General features: G+C 69.7%; 11 protein-coding genes. 6 read left to right on the top strand and 5 right to left on the bottom strand.

Translation table 11 applies throughout. The features are described from left to right. The first annotated feature begins 113 nt into the window (after positions 1 to 113). Positions 114 to 761, top strand: a complete 648-nt coding sequence (locus BKE41_RS29665; RefSeq protein WP_012322489.1) for a L,D-transpeptidase — start codon at positions 114 to 116, stop codon at positions 759 to 761. Between the two features lie 101 nt (positions 762 to 862). Here the strand turns inward: BKE41_RS29665 and BKE41_RS29660 are convergent, their stop codons facing one another. Together BKE41_RS29660 and BKE41_RS29655 are read right to left on the bottom strand one after the other, a co-directional pair. Then, on the bottom strand, positions 863 to 1,198 hold the full coding sequence (locus BKE41_RS29660) for a hypothetical protein (RefSeq protein ID WP_012322488.1): 336 nt from the start codon (positions 1,196 to 1,198) through the stop codon (positions 863 to 865). A 130-nt stretch (positions 1,199 to 1,328) separates the two neighbouring features. Beyond that, complete coding sequence (locus BKE41_RS29655) at positions 1,329 to 1,817, bottom strand: phasin (protein WP_012322487.1); 489 nt, start codon at positions 1,815 to 1,817, stop codon at positions 1,329 to 1,331. Positions 1,818 to 2,076: 259 nt separating this feature from the next. Between BKE41_RS29655 and BKE41_RS29650 the strand changes: the two genes are divergently transcribed. The 5 genes from BKE41_RS29650 (at position 2,077) to BKE41_RS29630 (ending at position 10,951) form a co-directional block, all read left to right on the top strand. Next, positions 2,077 to 4,617 carry a PAS domain-containing protein gene (locus tag BKE41_RS29650; protein WP_083374473.1) on the top strand — a complete coding sequence of 847 codons (2,541 nt, stop codon included), beginning with the start codon at positions 2,077 to 2,079 and terminating at the stop codon, positions 4,615 to 4,617. A gap of 271 nt (positions 4,618 to 4,888) precedes the next feature. Continuing rightward, on the top strand, positions 4,889 to 6,835 hold the full coding sequence (acs, locus tag BKE41_RS29645; RefSeq protein WP_024828003.1) for an acetate--CoA ligase: 1,947 nt from the start codon (positions 4,889 to 4,891) through the stop codon (positions 6,833 to 6,835). Positions 6,836 to 6,971: 136 nt separating this feature from the next. After that, the gene (locus BKE41_RS29640) at positions 6,972 to 7,343 is read left to right on the top strand and encodes a DUF485 domain-containing protein (RefSeq protein ID WP_024828004.1); all 372 of its coding nucleotides are present in this window, start codon (positions 6,972 to 6,974) and stop codon (positions 7,341 to 7,343) included. Further along, positions 7,340 to 9,022: a cation acetate symporter gene (locus BKE41_RS29635; RefSeq protein ID WP_012322483.1), complete on the top strand. Its 1,683-nt coding sequence runs from the start codon at positions 7,340 to 7,342 to the stop codon at positions 9,020 to 9,022. The genes BKE41_RS29640 and BKE41_RS29635 overlap by 4 nt, the downstream gene beginning before the upstream one ends. 294 nt (positions 9,023 to 9,316) lie before the next feature. After that, complete coding sequence (locus BKE41_RS29630) at positions 9,317 to 10,951, top strand: MFS transporter (protein ID WP_024828005.1); 1,635 nt, start codon at positions 9,317 to 9,319, stop codon at positions 10,949 to 10,951. A gap of 603 nt (positions 10,952 to 11,554) precedes the next feature. Here the strand turns inward: BKE41_RS29630 and BKE41_RS29625 are convergent. The 3 genes from BKE41_RS29625 to BKE41_RS29615 form a co-directional block, all read right to left on the bottom strand. Beyond that, on the bottom strand, positions 11,555 to 11,794 hold the full coding sequence (locus BKE41_RS29625) for a hypothetical protein (RefSeq protein ID WP_071000601.1): 240 nt from the start codon (positions 11,792 to 11,794) through the stop codon (positions 11,555 to 11,557). Positions 11,795 to 12,184: 390 nt separating this feature from the next. Further along, on the bottom strand, positions 12,185 to 13,783 hold the full coding sequence (gene purH, locus BKE41_RS29620) for a bifunctional phosphoribosylaminoimidazolecarboxamide formyltransferase/IMP cyclohydrolase (RefSeq protein WP_071000600.1): 1,599 nt from the start codon (positions 13,781 to 13,783) through the stop codon (positions 12,185 to 12,187). Between the two features lie 83 nt (positions 13,784 to 13,866). Continuing rightward, positions 13,867 to 15,615: a heparinase II/III family protein gene (locus BKE41_RS29615; RefSeq protein WP_043075107.1), complete on the bottom strand. Its 1,749-nt coding sequence runs from the start codon at positions 15,613 to 15,615 to the stop codon at positions 13,867 to 13,869. Positions 15,616 to 15,781: the final 166 nt, after the last annotated feature.

The raw sequence follows: 15,781 nt of genomic DNA, 5'->3' as shown, positions 1-15,781 counted from the left end.
GGCCAAGCTGGCCTGCGTATTCCGCCGGAGAGCGAATTCTTGGCGGGTGTATGGAACTGCCTGCCTATGCTCACGCTTGTAATGGCAAAGGTTATTGCACAGGTAGGCCACTCATGAAGACCACGGTCACCGCACTCGCCGCGCTCCTCGGCGTGTCTGTTCTTGCCGCCACGCCCGTTCTCGCCGCCTCGTCGTACGATCCCTTCGGCACGGACAATGCCGATGAGTACTACTCCGATCAGGGACAGTACGGTTACCAGGGCACTTACGCCCCGGGCTACGGCCAGGGCGTGCAGGCCGCGCCGCAGGCGCAGGTCCAGCCGATCCCCCGTGAGATCGTGGCGTTCAACGGACCCTACGCGCCCGGCACGATCGTGGTCTCCACCGCCGAGCGGCGCCTGTACTACGTGCTCGGCAACGGCGAGGCGATCCGCTACGGCGTCGGCGTCGGCCGTCCGGGCTTCAGCTGGAGCGGCACCAACAAGATCACCGCCAAGCGCGAGTGGCCGTCGTGGACGCCCCCGAAGGCCATGATTGCCCGTCGTCCCGACCTGCCGCGCTACATGGCGGGCGGCATCGAGAACCCCCTCGGCGCCCGGGCCATGTATATCGGCAGCACTGAGTACCGCATTCACGGCTCCAACGAGCCGGACACGATCGGTCAGGCGGTGTCGTCGGGCTGCATCCGGATGACGAACGAGGACGTCACCGACCTGTACGACCGCGTGAAGGTCGGCGCCAAGGTCGTCGTCCTGAACTGAGGACGCGGCGCGGAAATACTCGCGCCCAGGTCCGCCTGCGCCGCACGGGCCGCGTCATCCGAAAGGGGGGCGCGGCCCGTCGCCGTCGAGACCGCGTGCAATCAGGGAACGACGTGGCCGACGGCCGTCTGCGGCGGGCTGAACGAGGCGATCGGCAGGTCGCAGAAGCAGCGCACGCCGAGGGGACGCGGCCCCGGCAGCGGGCACGAGAACGGCTTCGGGCCCGTGATCCCCTGCTGGACCGCGTCGCAATTGTAGCCGACGGGGGCGCGCTGCGCCCGGCGCGGGACCGGGCGGTATCCGCCGTCGTAGCCCGGATCGTCGTAGTACTGGGCCCAGGCCGCGCCGCTCGGAACGACGGCGGCGAGCGCCAGGGCGGCGACCGCCAGGCGGAGAGGTCCACGCAGGCCGGATCGGCCGGAAACAGTGAGGCGCATCCCTGAACCCTTCAGTCGGCGCGGACCCAACGCGTCCGCCCGGCGGCTCTCGGCGGCAATACCGGCGAAAACGAGACGGCCCGCCCCCCTGGACGGGAGCGGGCCGCGGCTCGTTTCGTCGATGTCTGCCTCAGTGCGAGGCGCGCTCGGCGGCGTCCTGGGCGTTCTGAGCCGTCTGCTTGGCGGCGTCCTGGCCCTGCTCCATAGCCTTGCGGGCCTCGTCGGCGCCCTGCTGCATCGCCGACTTGGCGCGTTCGGCGCCCTGCTGCATCGCGCTCTGCGCGAGGCCGCTGAACTCTTTCGCCTGCGCCTGGATGGCGGCGAACTGGCTGCGGACGAACTCGGCCTGATGCTGCATCGCCTCCTGCATGTCCCTGGAGCGGACCAGCTTCTGGGCGAGGTCGAAAGCCGCGTTCACGTTCTGCTCGGCATATTCGAAGCCGCGGGAGGAGGCGTCCAGCGCGTTCGAGCGGGCCAGTTCGGCCGAACCCTGCACCGTGTCGGCGGTGCGGCGGGCGGCGCCGATGAAGCTGTCGAACGCCTTGCGGGCCTGCTCGACGCTCTTCTCGGCGAAGTCGCGCATCTCGGCCGGAACTTCGTAGTTCGGGGGGTTGCTCATACGTCGTCTCCTCTCTTCGTTGGCCTGTGGATGGCGCTTTGTGCGGTGCACAATAACTGATTCGCCGCCATATGCCACCCGCGCTCACGGCGTTAAGGTTGACATAACGTAAACGTGTGACGGTTGCGCCGAGAGTCCAGCGTCGCGGCGCGAGGGAGTTTACAATAGGGCTACGGTCGCGGGCGTTTCTCGGGCAAAGCGGGACCGCGGAGCGTCTGGATCGCGTTGGGGTTCGAGGTCGCGGGCTTTGGAGACGACAGTGACACCGACGGCCACTGCAGTCCCGGCCGGGCTGGCGAATGCCTTCGCGACCTGGGAGCGGCTGCCCGCCCTGGCGGCCGCGCTGGCCGCGCGCGACGCCGTGCATCTCGTGATCGATTCGACGGACGCGCGGATCCTGTCCGCGTCCGAAGCGGCGGCCGGTCTCGCCGAGTCGCTGGCCGGCCCCGCCCTCGCCGGTCTGAACCGGCAGATCGCGGCGGCGGTGGCGGGCGACGCCGCGCCCCGCCTCGCGCGCCTGCGCCTCGATGCCCGCCGGATCGCGCCGCCTGTTCTGTGCTGGCTGGCGCGGGGCGCGCAGGCCGACGGCCGGCCCGCGATCCTCGTCGTCCCGACCGCGCCGGTGTCGGCGGGCCGCGCCCGTCCCGCCCGCCCGGTCGAGGCTCCGGTCGAACCGCGCGCCGCGCCTTCTGGGGCGGAGGGCGCGCCACCCCTTCAGCCGCAATCGCCCTCAACGGTGCCGCTGCGGCGCGACGACCGCTTCCTGTGGCGCCTCGATGCCGCGGGTGTCTTGACCACGCTCACCGGCCCGGAGGCCCTGTCCGGGCTGGTCGGGCAGCGCTGGCAGGATCTGGCCGCGAGCGGGCGACTCTCCGGCGCCGACGCCGTGCTGGCGGCCCTGCGCGACCGGCGCACCTTCCGCGGCGAACCGGCGGTACTCGATGCCGGCACCGGAGCGTTCCGGGTCGATCTGTCGGGCGCCCCGCTGGGGCGGGGCGACGCGGCCTTCTCGGGCTTCGGCGGCTTCGGTCTGATCCGGAGCGTCCCGGCCGCGCCTCCGGAGCCGACCCCCGAGGCAGTACGGGAGCCGACGCCGATTGCGACACCGGAGCCCGCAGCCTGTGAGGATGCGGGGGCCGCGATAGTCCCGGCCGAGCCCGGCGAGGTCGCTATCCCTGTCGGGGTGGACGCGGACCCCGTCGCCGCGCCGCTGTCGAACGACGAGCACGCCGCGTTCCGCGAGATCGCCCGGGCGCTGGGGGCCCGCTACGCCGGCGACGAGGCCGAATCCGGTTCGCCCAGGACCGAGAGCGGTTCGGTGATGCCGTTCCCCGCTCCACAGGCCGGTCCGGCGGAGACCCGCGCCGTCTCGGACGATGTCGGCGCGGACCCGGACACGGCGGAGATCGCACCGGTCGACGACGCGGCACCGGCGCCCGCGACCGATCTCCTCGGCGGATTGCCGCTGCCGATGCTGGTCCATCGAAACGGCACGATCGTCGCGGCGAACGGCGCCTTCCTGGACCTGACCGGCTATCCTGATCTGCCGAGCCTCGCGCGCGTCGGGTTCTCGGGATTGCTGCCCGGTCTTCCCGCGGCGGAAGCACCCGAGCCGTCCGCACGCCGCACGACCGTCACGACGGCCGACGGCGGCGCCCGCCCCGTGGAACTGCTGGGGGGTGCCCTGCCCTGGGCGGGCGCGACCGCCACGTGCCTGGTCGCGCGCCCCGTCGAGGAGGCCGACGTCGCGGACGCGCTCAGGGCCGAGCGCCTCGCCCGCGCCGCCCAGACCGAGCGGACGGCCAGCGCCGAGGCGACCCTCGACGCGCTGGAAACGGGCGTCGTCACGGTCGACGCGGCCGGGCGCATCGTCGCGCTGAACCGCGCCGCGACCGACCTGTTCGGCTGCGACCCGCGCGAGATCGTCGGCAGCACTTTTGTCACGCTGTTCGACGGGGACAGCGTCCTGACGGTCGCCGATGCCCTTCGCGGCGCGGCGCCCGGGCGGCGCGTCGTGCGCCTCGCCGGGGCGCCCGTGTCGCTGACCGTAGCGGCGGCGCAGGGCCGACGGGTGGTCCAGATCGGGCGGGCCGAGAGCGAGGCGGCGGAGCGGGCCGCCGAGGGCCGCCCGGATCCCGCGCCGGCTCGCGCCGACGCCCTCGGCCGGCTCGAGGGCGCCGTCCGCCAACCGCTGACCGGGATCATCGACCTCGCCGCCGCGATGCTGAAGGAGCCGTTCGGCCCCCTCGGGGACGCGCGCTACAGGGGCTGCCTCGCCGAGATCAAGGCCTCGGGCGAGGCGATGCGGGAGCGCGTCGGGAAGCTCCTGGACCTCGCCGCCGTCGAGGCCGGGTCGCTCCACCTGGAACCGCGCGCCCTCGATCTCAACGACGTGGTGGCGAGCTGCGTCGCCCGGCTCCAGGGCGAGGCGGCCCGGGGCCGCATCGTCATGCGGACGAGCTTCTCCACCGATATCGGCGACCTGGAGGCCGACGAGCGTTCGGTCAGCCGCGCGGCCAGCTTGGTGATCGAGAACGCGATCCGGCGGTCGACCGCCGGCAGCCAGATCATCGTGTCCACCGGTTCGACGGAGCGGGCGGGTATCGCCGTGCGGGTGCGCGACACCGGTGCCGGCCACGCCCCGCGGCCGGAGGCTCCGCAGGACGATGTCGAGGACGGGCTGGCGCTGCCGCGGGCGCTGGTGGAGGCCAATGGCGGGCGGCTGGAGCTCTCCGCCCGGCCGGAAGACGGCACGCTCGTGGAGATCATCATGCCCACGCGCCGGGCGGCCAACGGCTAGGGTCGATCGCGACCACGGGCGGTCTCCGGCGGCGGAAACAGAGGGCTGCCGGTGACAGCCGCCTCGTGCGGGCGCGCTTGACAGCGCAGCATCGAAGCCTCAAGCAGCTCTTACATTGTGCCCAATCTATTCACGGGGATTGTGCTGCGCAGGTGCGCGCCAAACTGCGATGATATCGCCATCGTAGATTGTCGGCTACGTTACTTTGGAAGTCCTGGCTGCGCGGCGGCGACCGCGATACGATCGGGCACCAAAACAGGGATGGGACGCCATGGAAGGCAAGGTGATCGAGGTCCAATCCGCGTGGCGCGAGGGTGCGCACGTGGACGATGCCAAGTACCGGGAGATGTACGCGGCTTCCGTCGCCGATCCCGACGCGTTCTGGGCCGAGCACGGCAAGCGCATCGACTGGATGAAGCCGTTCTCGACCGTGAAGAACACCAGCTTCGAGCCCGGCAAGGTCTCGATCAAGTGGTTCGAGGACGGCACGACCAACGTCGCCCACAACTGCATCGATCGCCATCTCGAGACCCGGGGCGACCAGACCGCGATCATCTGGGAGGGCGACAACCCCGACGAGGCCAAGCACATCAGCTACCGCGAGCTGCACGCGCAGGTCTGCCGGATGGCCAACGTGCTGCGCAACCGCGGCGTCGGTAAGGGCGACCGCGTCACACTCTACATGCCGATGATTCCGGAGGCCGCCTACGCGATGCTCGCCTGCGCGCGGCTCGGCGCGATCCACGCCATCGTGTTCGGCGGCTTCTCGCCGGACTCCCTCGCCTCGCGCATCCAGGGCTGCGGCTCGAAGGTGGTGATCACCGCCGACGAGGGCCTGCGCGGCGGCCGCAAGGTGCCGCTGAAGGCCAATGTCGACGAGGCGATCAAGCGCCTCGACGCGGACTTGGTCGACCACGTGATCGTCGTGCGCCGCACCGGCGGCAGCGTCGCCATGGAGGCGGGCCGCGACGTCTACTACGACGAGGCCGCCGAGCAGGTGACGGACGAGTGCCCCGCCGTGGCGGTGGAGGCCGAGCACCCGCTCTTCATCCTCTACACCTCGGGCTCGACCGGTCAGCCAAAGGGCGTGGTGCACACCACAGGCGGATACCTCGTCTACGCGTCGATGACGCACGAATACGTCTTCGATTACCGCGAGGGCGACGTTTACTGGTGCACGGCCGATGTCGGCTGGGTCACCGGCCACAGCTACATCGTCTACGGGCCGCTCGCGAACGGCGCCACGACGCTGATGTTCGAGGGCATCCCGACCTACCCGTCGACCTCCCGGTTCTGGGAAGTGGTCGACAAGCACAAGGTCAACATCTTCTACACGGCACCGACCGCGATCCGCTCGCTGATGGGCGGCGGCGAGGGCCCGGTCAAGAAGACCTCGCGGCAGTCGCTGCGGGTTCTGGGCTCCGTCGGCGAGCCGATCAACCCGGAAGCCTGGGAATGGTACTACAACGTCGTCGGCGACAGGCGCTGCTCGATCGTCGACACGTGGTGGCAGACCGAGACCGGCGGCATCCTGATCACGCCGCTGCCGGGCGCCACCGCGCTCAAGCCGGGCTCGGCCACACGCCCGTTCTTCGGCGTGAAGCCCCAGATGGTCGACGCCGAGGGCAAGGTGCTGGAAGGGCCGTGCGAGGGCAATCTCTGCATCGCCGATTCCTGGCCGGGCCAGATGCGCACGGTCTACGGCGACCACGAGCGCTTCGAGCAGACCTACTTCTCGACCTATCCGGGCAAGTACTTCACCGGCGACGGCGCCCGGCGGGACGCCGACGGCTACTACTGGATCACCGGCCGAGTGGACGACGTCATCAACGTCTCGGGTCACCGCATGGGCACCGCCGAGGTCGAGTCGTCGCTGGTCGCCCACCCGAAGGTCGCCGAGGCGGCGGTGGTGGGATACCCGCACAACGTGAAGGGCCAGGGCATCTACGCCTACGTGACCCTCAACGACGGCGAGGAGGGCGACGACGCCCTGCGCAAGGAACTCGTGACCTGGGTCCGCAAGGACATCGGGCCGATCGCCTCGCCGGACCTGATCCAGTTCGCCCCCGGCCTGCCCAAGACCCGTTCGGGCAAGATCATGCGCCGGATCCTGCGCAAGATCGCCGAGGACGATTTCAGCTCGCTCGGCGATACCTCGACGCTGGCCGAGCCGGCCGTCGTCGACGACCTGATCGAGAACCGGCAGAACCGGGGCTGATCGCATCCGCGCCGCCCCGGCGGCGCGGGTCCGGACCGGGGCGGGTGCCGGGGCGGCGCCCGCCTCCAACAAGAACCACGAATCCCAACGCGCAGAACCGGGGGGCCGCGAGCGTGCCCTCGCGGGAGGAACACCCATGAGCGGCACGACACTGAACACCCGAGGGCGCACGGCGCCCCCGGGAACACGCCCACGCGAGATCGCCGCCGATCCGCAGGTCGAGCGGATCGCCCGAACCCCCGAGTTCCAGCAACTCGTTCACGAGCGCACCCGCTTCGCCTGGATCCTGACGATCCTGATGCTGGTCGTCTATTTCGGCTTCATCGGCTTGATCGCCTTCGACAAGTCGCTCCTCGCCGTGAAGGTCGGCGGCACCGCCTCCCTCGGCCTGTTCGCGGGCGTGTTCGTGATCCTGTTCGCCTTCGCGCTCACGGGGGTCTACGTCGCCCGGGCCAACACGCGCTTCGACGCGCTGAGCGAAGCCCTGAAGCGGAGCGTGGCCCGATGAACCGCCTCCTTCTCGGCCTGACGCTCGCCACGATCGTCGCGAGCGCCGCCTACGCGGCCGGCCCGGATCTCGGCGCCGTCGCGCAATCGGCCACGAACTGGCCGGCCATCCTGATGTTCCTGTTCTTCGTGCTGCTGACGCTCGGCATCACCTACCGGGCCGCCAAGGGCACCAAGTCGGCCGCCGACTTCTACGCGGCGGGCGGCGGCATCTCGGCAGGGACGAACTCCCTGGCGATCGCCGGCGACTACATGTCGGCGGCCTCGTTCCTCGGCATCTCCGGCCTCGTCTACACCTCGGGCTTCGACGGGCTGATCTACTCGACGGGCTTCCTGGTCGGCTGGCCCATCGTGCTGTTCCTGATCGCGGAGCGCCTGCGCAACCTCGGCAAGTTCACCTTCGCCGACGTGGCGAGCTTCCGCCTCGACCAGACCGCGATCCGCATCATCTCGGCGGTGGGCACCCTGGTGGTGGTGGCCTTCTACCTGATCGCCCAGATGGTCGGCGCGGGGAAGTTGATCCAGCTCCTGTTCGGCCTGCCCTACCTCTACGCGGTGATCATCGTCGGCGTCCTGATGATCGTCTACGTCGCCTTCGGCGGCATGAAGGCGACCACCTGGGTGCAGGTGATCAAGGCCTGCCTGCTGCTCGGCGGCGCGACCTTCATGGCCGGCGCGGTGCTGCTGAAGTACGGCTTCAACCCGGAAATGCTGTTCGCCAGCGCCGTTCAGGTCCACCCGAAGGGCGACGCCATCATGGCGCCGGGCGGCCTCGTGTCGAACCCGGTCGAGGCGATCTCGCTCGGCGTCGGCCTGATGTTCGGCACCGCCGGCCTGCCGCACATCCTGATGCGGTTCTTCACGGTCTCGGACGCCCAGGCCGCCCGCAAGTCGGTGTTCTACGCCACCGGCCTGATCGGCTACTTCTACATCCTGACCTTCATCATCGGCTTCGGCGGCATCGCGCTGCTGATGTCGGACCCGGTCTACTTCAAGCTCGGTCCGGCCGGCGCGTTCGACAAGCTGAAGGACATGATCGGCGGCACCAACATGGTGGCGGTGAACCTCGCCAACGCGGTGGGCGGCCCGTACTTCCTGGGCTTCATCTCCGCCGTGGCCTTCGCCACGATCCTCGCGGTCGTCGCCGGCCTGACGCTCGCCGGCGCTTCGGCGATCAGTCACGACCTCTACGCCCAGGTGATCGCCCGCGGGCGGACCACCGAGAAGCACGAGGTCAACCTGTCAAAGATCTCGGCCGTGGTGATCGGCATCGTGGCGATCTACCTCGGCTACGTGTTCGAGAACCAGAACGTCGCCTTCATGGTCGGCCTCGCCTTCGCGGTGGCGGCGAGCTGCAATTTCCCGGTGCTCGCCATGTCGATCCTGTGGCGGGGCACCACCACCTGGGGCGCGCTCGCCGGCGGCCTCGTCGGCCTGCTCGCGGCGGTCATCATGGTGGTGCTGTCGAAGGCCGTGTGGGTGACGACGCTGGGCAACCCCGCCCCGCTCTTCCCCTACGACAACCCGGCGCTGTTCTCGATGCCGCTGGCCTTCGCGACGATCTGGGTCGTGTCCCTCTTGGACAAGACCCGGCGCGCGCAGCGCGAGCGGGCCGCCTTCGAGGCCCAGTACGTGCGTTCCGAGACGGGCATCGGGGCCGCCGGCGCGCACGCGCACTGACGGCGATCCGACGGGTCTGACAGGCGGAGGGCGCGGCGCGAGCCGCGCCCTTCGTCGTTCCGGTGACAACTCGGTACGCGCCCATGTTGATGAGGGTCTTCACAATCGCTTTACCGGTTGACCGCCCCACCACGTGCGATAACGCATAGGTGATCTGCGCCTCGCGCAGAACCGCCCGGGAAACGGGCCGGTGAGCGGGCGATCCGTGTCTCGGGCCGCCCATGTGCGTCTGGGAGGACCTGTTTCATGCCTGTGGCAACCGCGATCCCGCGAGCGGGAGACGCTGCGAGGCCGATGACGTCGGCCGAGAAGCGGGTGATCTTCGCATCCTCGCTCGGCACCGTGTTCGAGTGGTACGATTTCTATCTCTACGGGTCGCTGGCGGCGATCATCGGCGCGCAATTCTTCTCGGCCTACCCGCCGGCCACGCGCGACATCTTCGCTCTGCTGGCCTTCGCGGCCGGCTTCATCGTCCGGCCGTTCGGCGCGCTGGTGTTCGGCCGTGTCGGCGATCTCGTCGGTCGCAAGTACACCTTCCTGGTCACGATCCTGATCATGGGTCTGTCGACCTTCATCGTCGGCATCCTGCCCAACGCGGCGACCATCGGCATCGCGGCGCCGATCATCCTGATCGTCCTGCGCCTCGCCCAGGGCCTCGCGCTGGGCGGCGAGTACGGCGGCGCGGCGACCTATGTGGCGGAGCACGCCCCCAATGGCCGGCGCGGCTTCTACACGAGCTGGATCCAGACGACCGCGACGCTGGGCCTGTTCCTGTCGCTCCTGGTGATCCTGGCGACCCGGACCATCACGGGCGAGGCCGCCTTCGCCGAGTGGGGCTGGCGCATCCCGTTCCTGGTCTCGGTGCTGCTCCTCGGCATCTCGGTCTGGATCCGTCTCCAGCTCTCCGAATCCCCGGCCTTCAAGAAGATGAAGGAGGAGGGCAAGACCTCGAAGGCGCCGCTCACGGAGGCCTTCGGCGAGTGGCGGAACGCGAAGTTCGCGATCATCGCCCTGTTCGGACTCGTCGCCGGCCAGGGCGTGGTCTGGTACACGGGCCAGTTCTACGCGCTGTTCTTCCTGCAATCGATCCTGAAGGTCGACGGCTACACGGCCAACCTGCTGATTGCGTGGTCGCTGCTCCTCGGGACCGGCTTCTTCGTCGTGTTCGGCTGGCTGTCCGATAAGATCGGCCGCAAGGTCATCATCCTGGCGGGCTGCGCGATCGCTGCGGCGACGTTCTTCCCGATCTTCAAGGGGATCACCTCCACGGCGAACCCGAAGCTCGAGGCGGCGATCGAGAACGTGAAGGTGACGGTGACGGCCGATCCGGCCGCCTGCGGTACCCTGTTCAACCCGGTCGGAACGCGGGTCTTCACCCAGCCCTGCGACCTCGCCCGCGACTTCCTGTCGAAGTCGTCGGTCCGCTACACGACGGTGCCCGGCGCGGCCGGCCAGCCCACGGCGATCCGCGTCAACGACACCGAGATCCCGTACCCGCAGGGCGGCAACGTCGAGGCCAACAAGGCCACGACCGCCGCGCTGCAGGCCGCGGGCTATCCGAAGGCCGGCGATCCCGAGATCGTCAAGATGTCGAACCCGTTCGACATCTTCCGGGCTCAGCCCGCGCAGGTGATCGGCCTGCTGTTCATCCTCGTGCTCTTCGTCACGATGGTCTACGGCCCGATCGCCGCCATGCTGGTGGAGCTGTTCCCGACCCGGATCCGCTACACCTCGATGTCGCTGCCCTACCACATCGGCAACGGTTGGTTCGGCGGCCTCCTGCCGGCGACCGCCTTCGCCATGGTGGCACAGACCGGCGACATCTATTTCGGCCTCTGGTACCCGATCGTCATCGCGGTCGCGACGGTGATCATCGGCGTGTTCTTCGTGCCGGAAACCAAGGATCGCGACATCTTCGCCGACACCTGACCGGCGCGAGCCGACCGGACCCCGGTCAGACCCGCGGCAACGGCGCCCAGGCAGCACACGCTGCCTGGGCGTTCTCGTTCGGGACAGCGCCCCGCGTCAGTCGCGCTTGTGTCGACCCAGCAACGCCGCGGCGAAATTGCGATCCGTGCGGTTCGACACGGATTGCGTTTTGTCGGATCCTATACGGAGGTGACAAGTATCGAGGCCCGGCTGAAACGTCGCCCCATCGGACGATGGCCGTAACTCCGACTGTTTTCGAAAAGATTATTGACGTTGTAAGAGGATGTTTATTGCAACTGAAAGTAAATTATCGGGCAGCCCCGGACTTCCCTGGAGGCGCGCCGACCACATGAATCTGTACGAATTTTAATTCGCCGACAATCGGCCCGGCGGAACCCTATGCGGTACAAGTCCGTATGAGGTTTCCCTCCGCTCCAGGCCCTTGGGATCTCGAACGTGAACACCGTCCTGGCACATCTGCGCCGTCAACCCGGGTCGAAGCCGCCGCTTCTCCTTGTGATTACCTGGTCCCTCATCGCTGCGGGGTTGTGGATCCTGATCAACAGTCTCGCCGGACGCGTCGTCTGGTGGTGGTGATTTACCTCAACGCCCCCCGCTGTTCTCGGGGCAGCCGCTGAGATAGGCGCCGAGGAGATATCCCGCCTGGTGCGCGGTCAGATATCCGATCACGATCAGCACGCGCAGCAGGTCGATCCCGTAGACGGACATGAAGATCGTCATGGCCGCGAACAGGATAACCGACGAGGTCATGGCGACGACGACCACCGAGTAGGATCGGCCGATCAGCCATCCCACGAGGAACAACAGCGCTGCGACCACCATCTCGTCACCCGACCCGGACCTGTTCCAGGAAGTTCTTCACACGAGCTTCCGGCGCATATCCGTGTGATGATGGCGCGCGACCGAGAAAATTTCAACCCAGGCAGCAGACGCCGAACATATTCGCGAAGACCGAGATATTACACCGGTAATAATGCCCGAAAAATAGCATTTCTGGATGCCAGACATCCATTGCCGAGCTTCGAACCGACCCGCACCTGTTCACGGCAATGCTGGCCGGAATCGCGCGCCCGGCTCAAAATCGGTCCGGCCGATATGATCGCGGCAAATCGTTAACGGCGCGCAACAGGGAGACCTCCGCGGTAGCCGGACAGTTCCGGACACCGCGGAGGTCGCGCGCCTTCTCGGAGAACCGGGGAACGGCCTGCCGGCTCAGTGCCGGAAGTGGCGGTGCCCCGTCAGGACCATGGCGAGCCCGGCCTCATCGGCCGCCGCGATGACGTCCGCATCGCGCATCGAGCCGCCGGGCTGGATCACCGCGGTGGCGCCCGCCTCGGCGGCGGCCATCAGCCCGTCCGCGAACGGGAAGAACGCATCCGATGCCACGACCGAACCGACCGCGAGGCTCTCCGCGACCCCGAGACGCTTCGCCCCCTCGGCGGCCTTCCAGGCGGCGATGCGCGAGGAATCGACCCGCGACATCTGACCCGCGCCGATGCCGACCGTGGCGCCGGCCTTCGCGTACACGATGGCGTTCGACTTCACGTGCTTGGCCACCCGGTAGGCGAACCGGAGATCGGCCAGCTCGGCCTCGCTCGGCGCGCGCTTGGTCACGACCGTGAGCGGCATGTCGTCGACGACCGCCGCGTCCCGGGTCTGGACCAGCAGGCCGCCCGCGAGGGTCCGCACGGTCTCGCCGCCGGCCCGCGGATCGGGCACGCCACCGGCCAGCAGCAGGCGCAGGTTCTTCTTGCCGGCCACGATCGCCGCCGCCTCGGGCGTGGCGTCGGGGGCGATGATCACCTCGGTGAAGATCTCGACGATCCGGCGGGCCGCCTCGGCGTCGAGCGTCCGGTTCAGGGCGACGATGCCGCCGAAGGCCGAGGTCGGGTCGCAGCTCAGCGCCCGCTCATAGGCCTCGAGGAGGCTGGCCCCCTCGGCGACGCCGCAGGGGTTGGCGTGCTTGATGATCGCCACGGCGGCGGTCCGGGCCGGATCGAACTCGGCCACGCACTCGTAGGCGGCGTCCGTGTCGTTGAAGTTGTTGTAGGACAGCTCCTTGCCCTGGAGCTGGCGGGCGGTGGCCACGCCCGCACGGACCTGGCCGGGCGCGCGGTAGAAGGCCGCCGACTGGTGGGGGTTCTCGCCGTAGCGCAGCTCCTGGCCCAGAGCACCCCCGAAGGCGCGGAACCGGGCCGGCGCGTCGGCGCCGAAGCGGCCCGCCATCCAGTTGGCGATGGCGGCATCGTAGGACGCGGTGCGGGCGAACGCCTTCTGCGCCAGGCTCCGGCGCAGATCCGCGCCGAGCGACCCGTCCTGCGCCTCGAGGGCGGCGAGCACGCCGGCGTAGTCCGACACGTCGGTGACGACGGCGACGTCCGCGTGGTTCTTGGCCGCCGCGCGGATCATCGCCGGGCCGCCGATATCGATGTTCTCGATGCAGTCGGCGTCCGACCGGTCGGCCGCGATGGTGGCCTCGAACGGGTAGAGGTTGACCACGAGAAGATCGATGGCGCCGATCCCGTGGGCGGCGAGCGCGGCCTGATGCTCCGGGTTGTCGCGGATGGCGAGCAGGCCGCCGTGGACCGCAGGGTGCAGCGTCTTGACCCGACCGTCCATCATCTCCGGGAAGCCCGTCAGGTCGGCGACCTCGGTGACCGGCAGGCCGGCCTCCACCAGGGCGCGGTGGGTGCCCCCGGTCGAGACCAGCACGATGCCGCGGGCGTGGAGCGCCCGGGCGAAGTCGACGAGTCCGGTCTTGTCCGAGACCGAGAGGAGCGCGCGGGAGACCCGCACCTGATCGTGCGCCATAGCTTCGTGCCGAAAGTTCGAGATTTTCCGGCGCGGTAGCATGGAAACGGTGACCCCGGCCAGCCGCCCCCGTCGCGAACCTGTCAGGGCGCCACGCCGCGCAGGGGCGCGGAGGCCTGGCGCTCGAAGGTCCACCGGACCTCGACGTCGTCGGCGACCCGCAGGTGAAGGACGATCTGGTCGGTCCGGCGCGGCCCGGTCAGCCCCGAGAAGTAGACGCTCTCCTCGATGGCGATCGCGGCGTTCTCGGCGCGGAACGTCCAGATCTCCCCGAGCGCCGAGGCGAGTTCCAGCCCCTCGGGGATGCTGCGCACCGCGATCCCGGGATGGAGGTGGAAGCGGATCGCCACGTCCTGCGGGCGCAGCCGCCGCCCGCGGCTGAGCCCCTTGCCCTGGCGCAGGAAGGCGTCGCGGCCCTCCAGGCGGGCCGTCGCGTGGAAGAGCTGCCAGCGGCGCTCGTGCACGATGCCGAACTCGGGGCCGTAGCCGTTGTGCCGGGCCGCGAGGACGACGCTGTCGGTCTCCTCGGCGCGCTCGGCGGCCACCGCGGACGGACCGCTCAGCACCACCGGGCCGCGCCGGCGGATCAGCCAGTCGGCCAGGAGCCGCTCGCCCCACCAGCCGGTGCGGGTGAGGAACCGGCAGGACGAGGCGTGGGCCACCGCGGCCGTGGAATGGGCCGGCGTCGAGCGAGCCAGGAGGCGCAGATCCGCGCCGCTGGCCGGCAGACCGCAATTGACCACGATGCGCTGCGGTCCGCTCGACATCTCGAAGGCGAGGCAGCCGGCACCGGAATTGACCGAGTAGGGCAGCGGCGGGCTGGCGCCGACATCGGCCACGATCACGACCCGGCCGCCCTCAAGGCGCTCGTAGCCGGAATTCGGCGCGTGCATCAGCGGGCGGGCGAGCGCGCCGTCGTAGACCAGCAGGGTCGCGAGATGGTCCGCGTCCGTGGCGCCCATGCCGTTGAAGTGGCTCAGCGAGGCGTCCGGGTGCCGCAGGAGACGCAGCAGCGGCAGCATCCGGTCGATTGCGCGCAGGAGCGAGAGCGGCGGCTCGACGCTGCGGCTCAGATAACTCTGGCGCAGGGGCAGCAGGTCGAGGAGCAGCTCCATGGCGAAGCGCGGGTCGCGGGAGCGGTGGCCGCCATCGGTCAGGATCTGCCGGTCGAGTTCCCGCGTCAGGATCCGGGTCGCCCGTCGCAGGATCGGCTGGATGCCGTCGCAGCACAGGCCGGCGTAGCAGAGCGCCACCGCGGCGTTCAGGCGCCATTGCGGCGGCACGCCCCGCCGGAGGTCACGCTCGAGCTGCTGCGCGTTGCGCCCGATCGCCTTCAGGAAGTTCTGGTAGAAGCCGTGGTCGGCGCCCTCCAGCACGAGGGGCGACTGGCACAGGAACGAGATCAGCCGGCGCGCCGCCACCGGCGTCTGCCGGGCGAGCACCGCGTCGCCGCGGCCGGCGATGAAATCGGCCACGAAGGCGCGGGCATTGGCCCGGGCGAGCGCGGTGTCGGCGGCGCGCAGGTGACGCAGCCAGCCGAAGCCGTAGAGCTCGTCGGCCCATTCCGGTGACGGCGCCGCGTAATCGAAGGGCGAGCCGCCGCTCGCCGCGAGCGACCGGCCGGCGAAGACGAACAATCCGGCATAGATGTCGTCCGCGAAGGTCGCGTCGGAGGTGCGCAGGTCCTGCGGCGCGATCACGAGCCCGGCCACCCGCATCCGGGCGAGGATGTCGGGCGAGGCGGTGACGCTGGCGCCGGCGGCGCGCACCGCGCGCGCGGCCTCGCGCGCGACGAGCCGATAGAAGCGCCAGCGGTCAGGCCCCCAAGCCACGCGATCTCCGAGCTACGCGTTCTGACAAGGCCCCAAGGCCTTGAGCCCTCGCGTACGAGGATCGGCTGGCACCCGTTTCGTAAGGCTAGTGGGGGCCTCTTAACCGGCGGTTTACGCTATGTCATGTCCGACGCCGCCAAGGCGAACGGCGGCGGCGGGCCTTCTC

The sequence above is a fragment of the Methylobacterium sp. C1 genome, from assembly GCF_001854385.1.
In the GTDB taxonomy this organism is placed as follows: domain Bacteria; phylum Pseudomonadota; class Alphaproteobacteria; order Rhizobiales; family Beijerinckiaceae; genus Methylobacterium; species Methylobacterium radiotolerans.
This window is presented reverse-complemented; position numbering and strand designations above follow the sequence as displayed.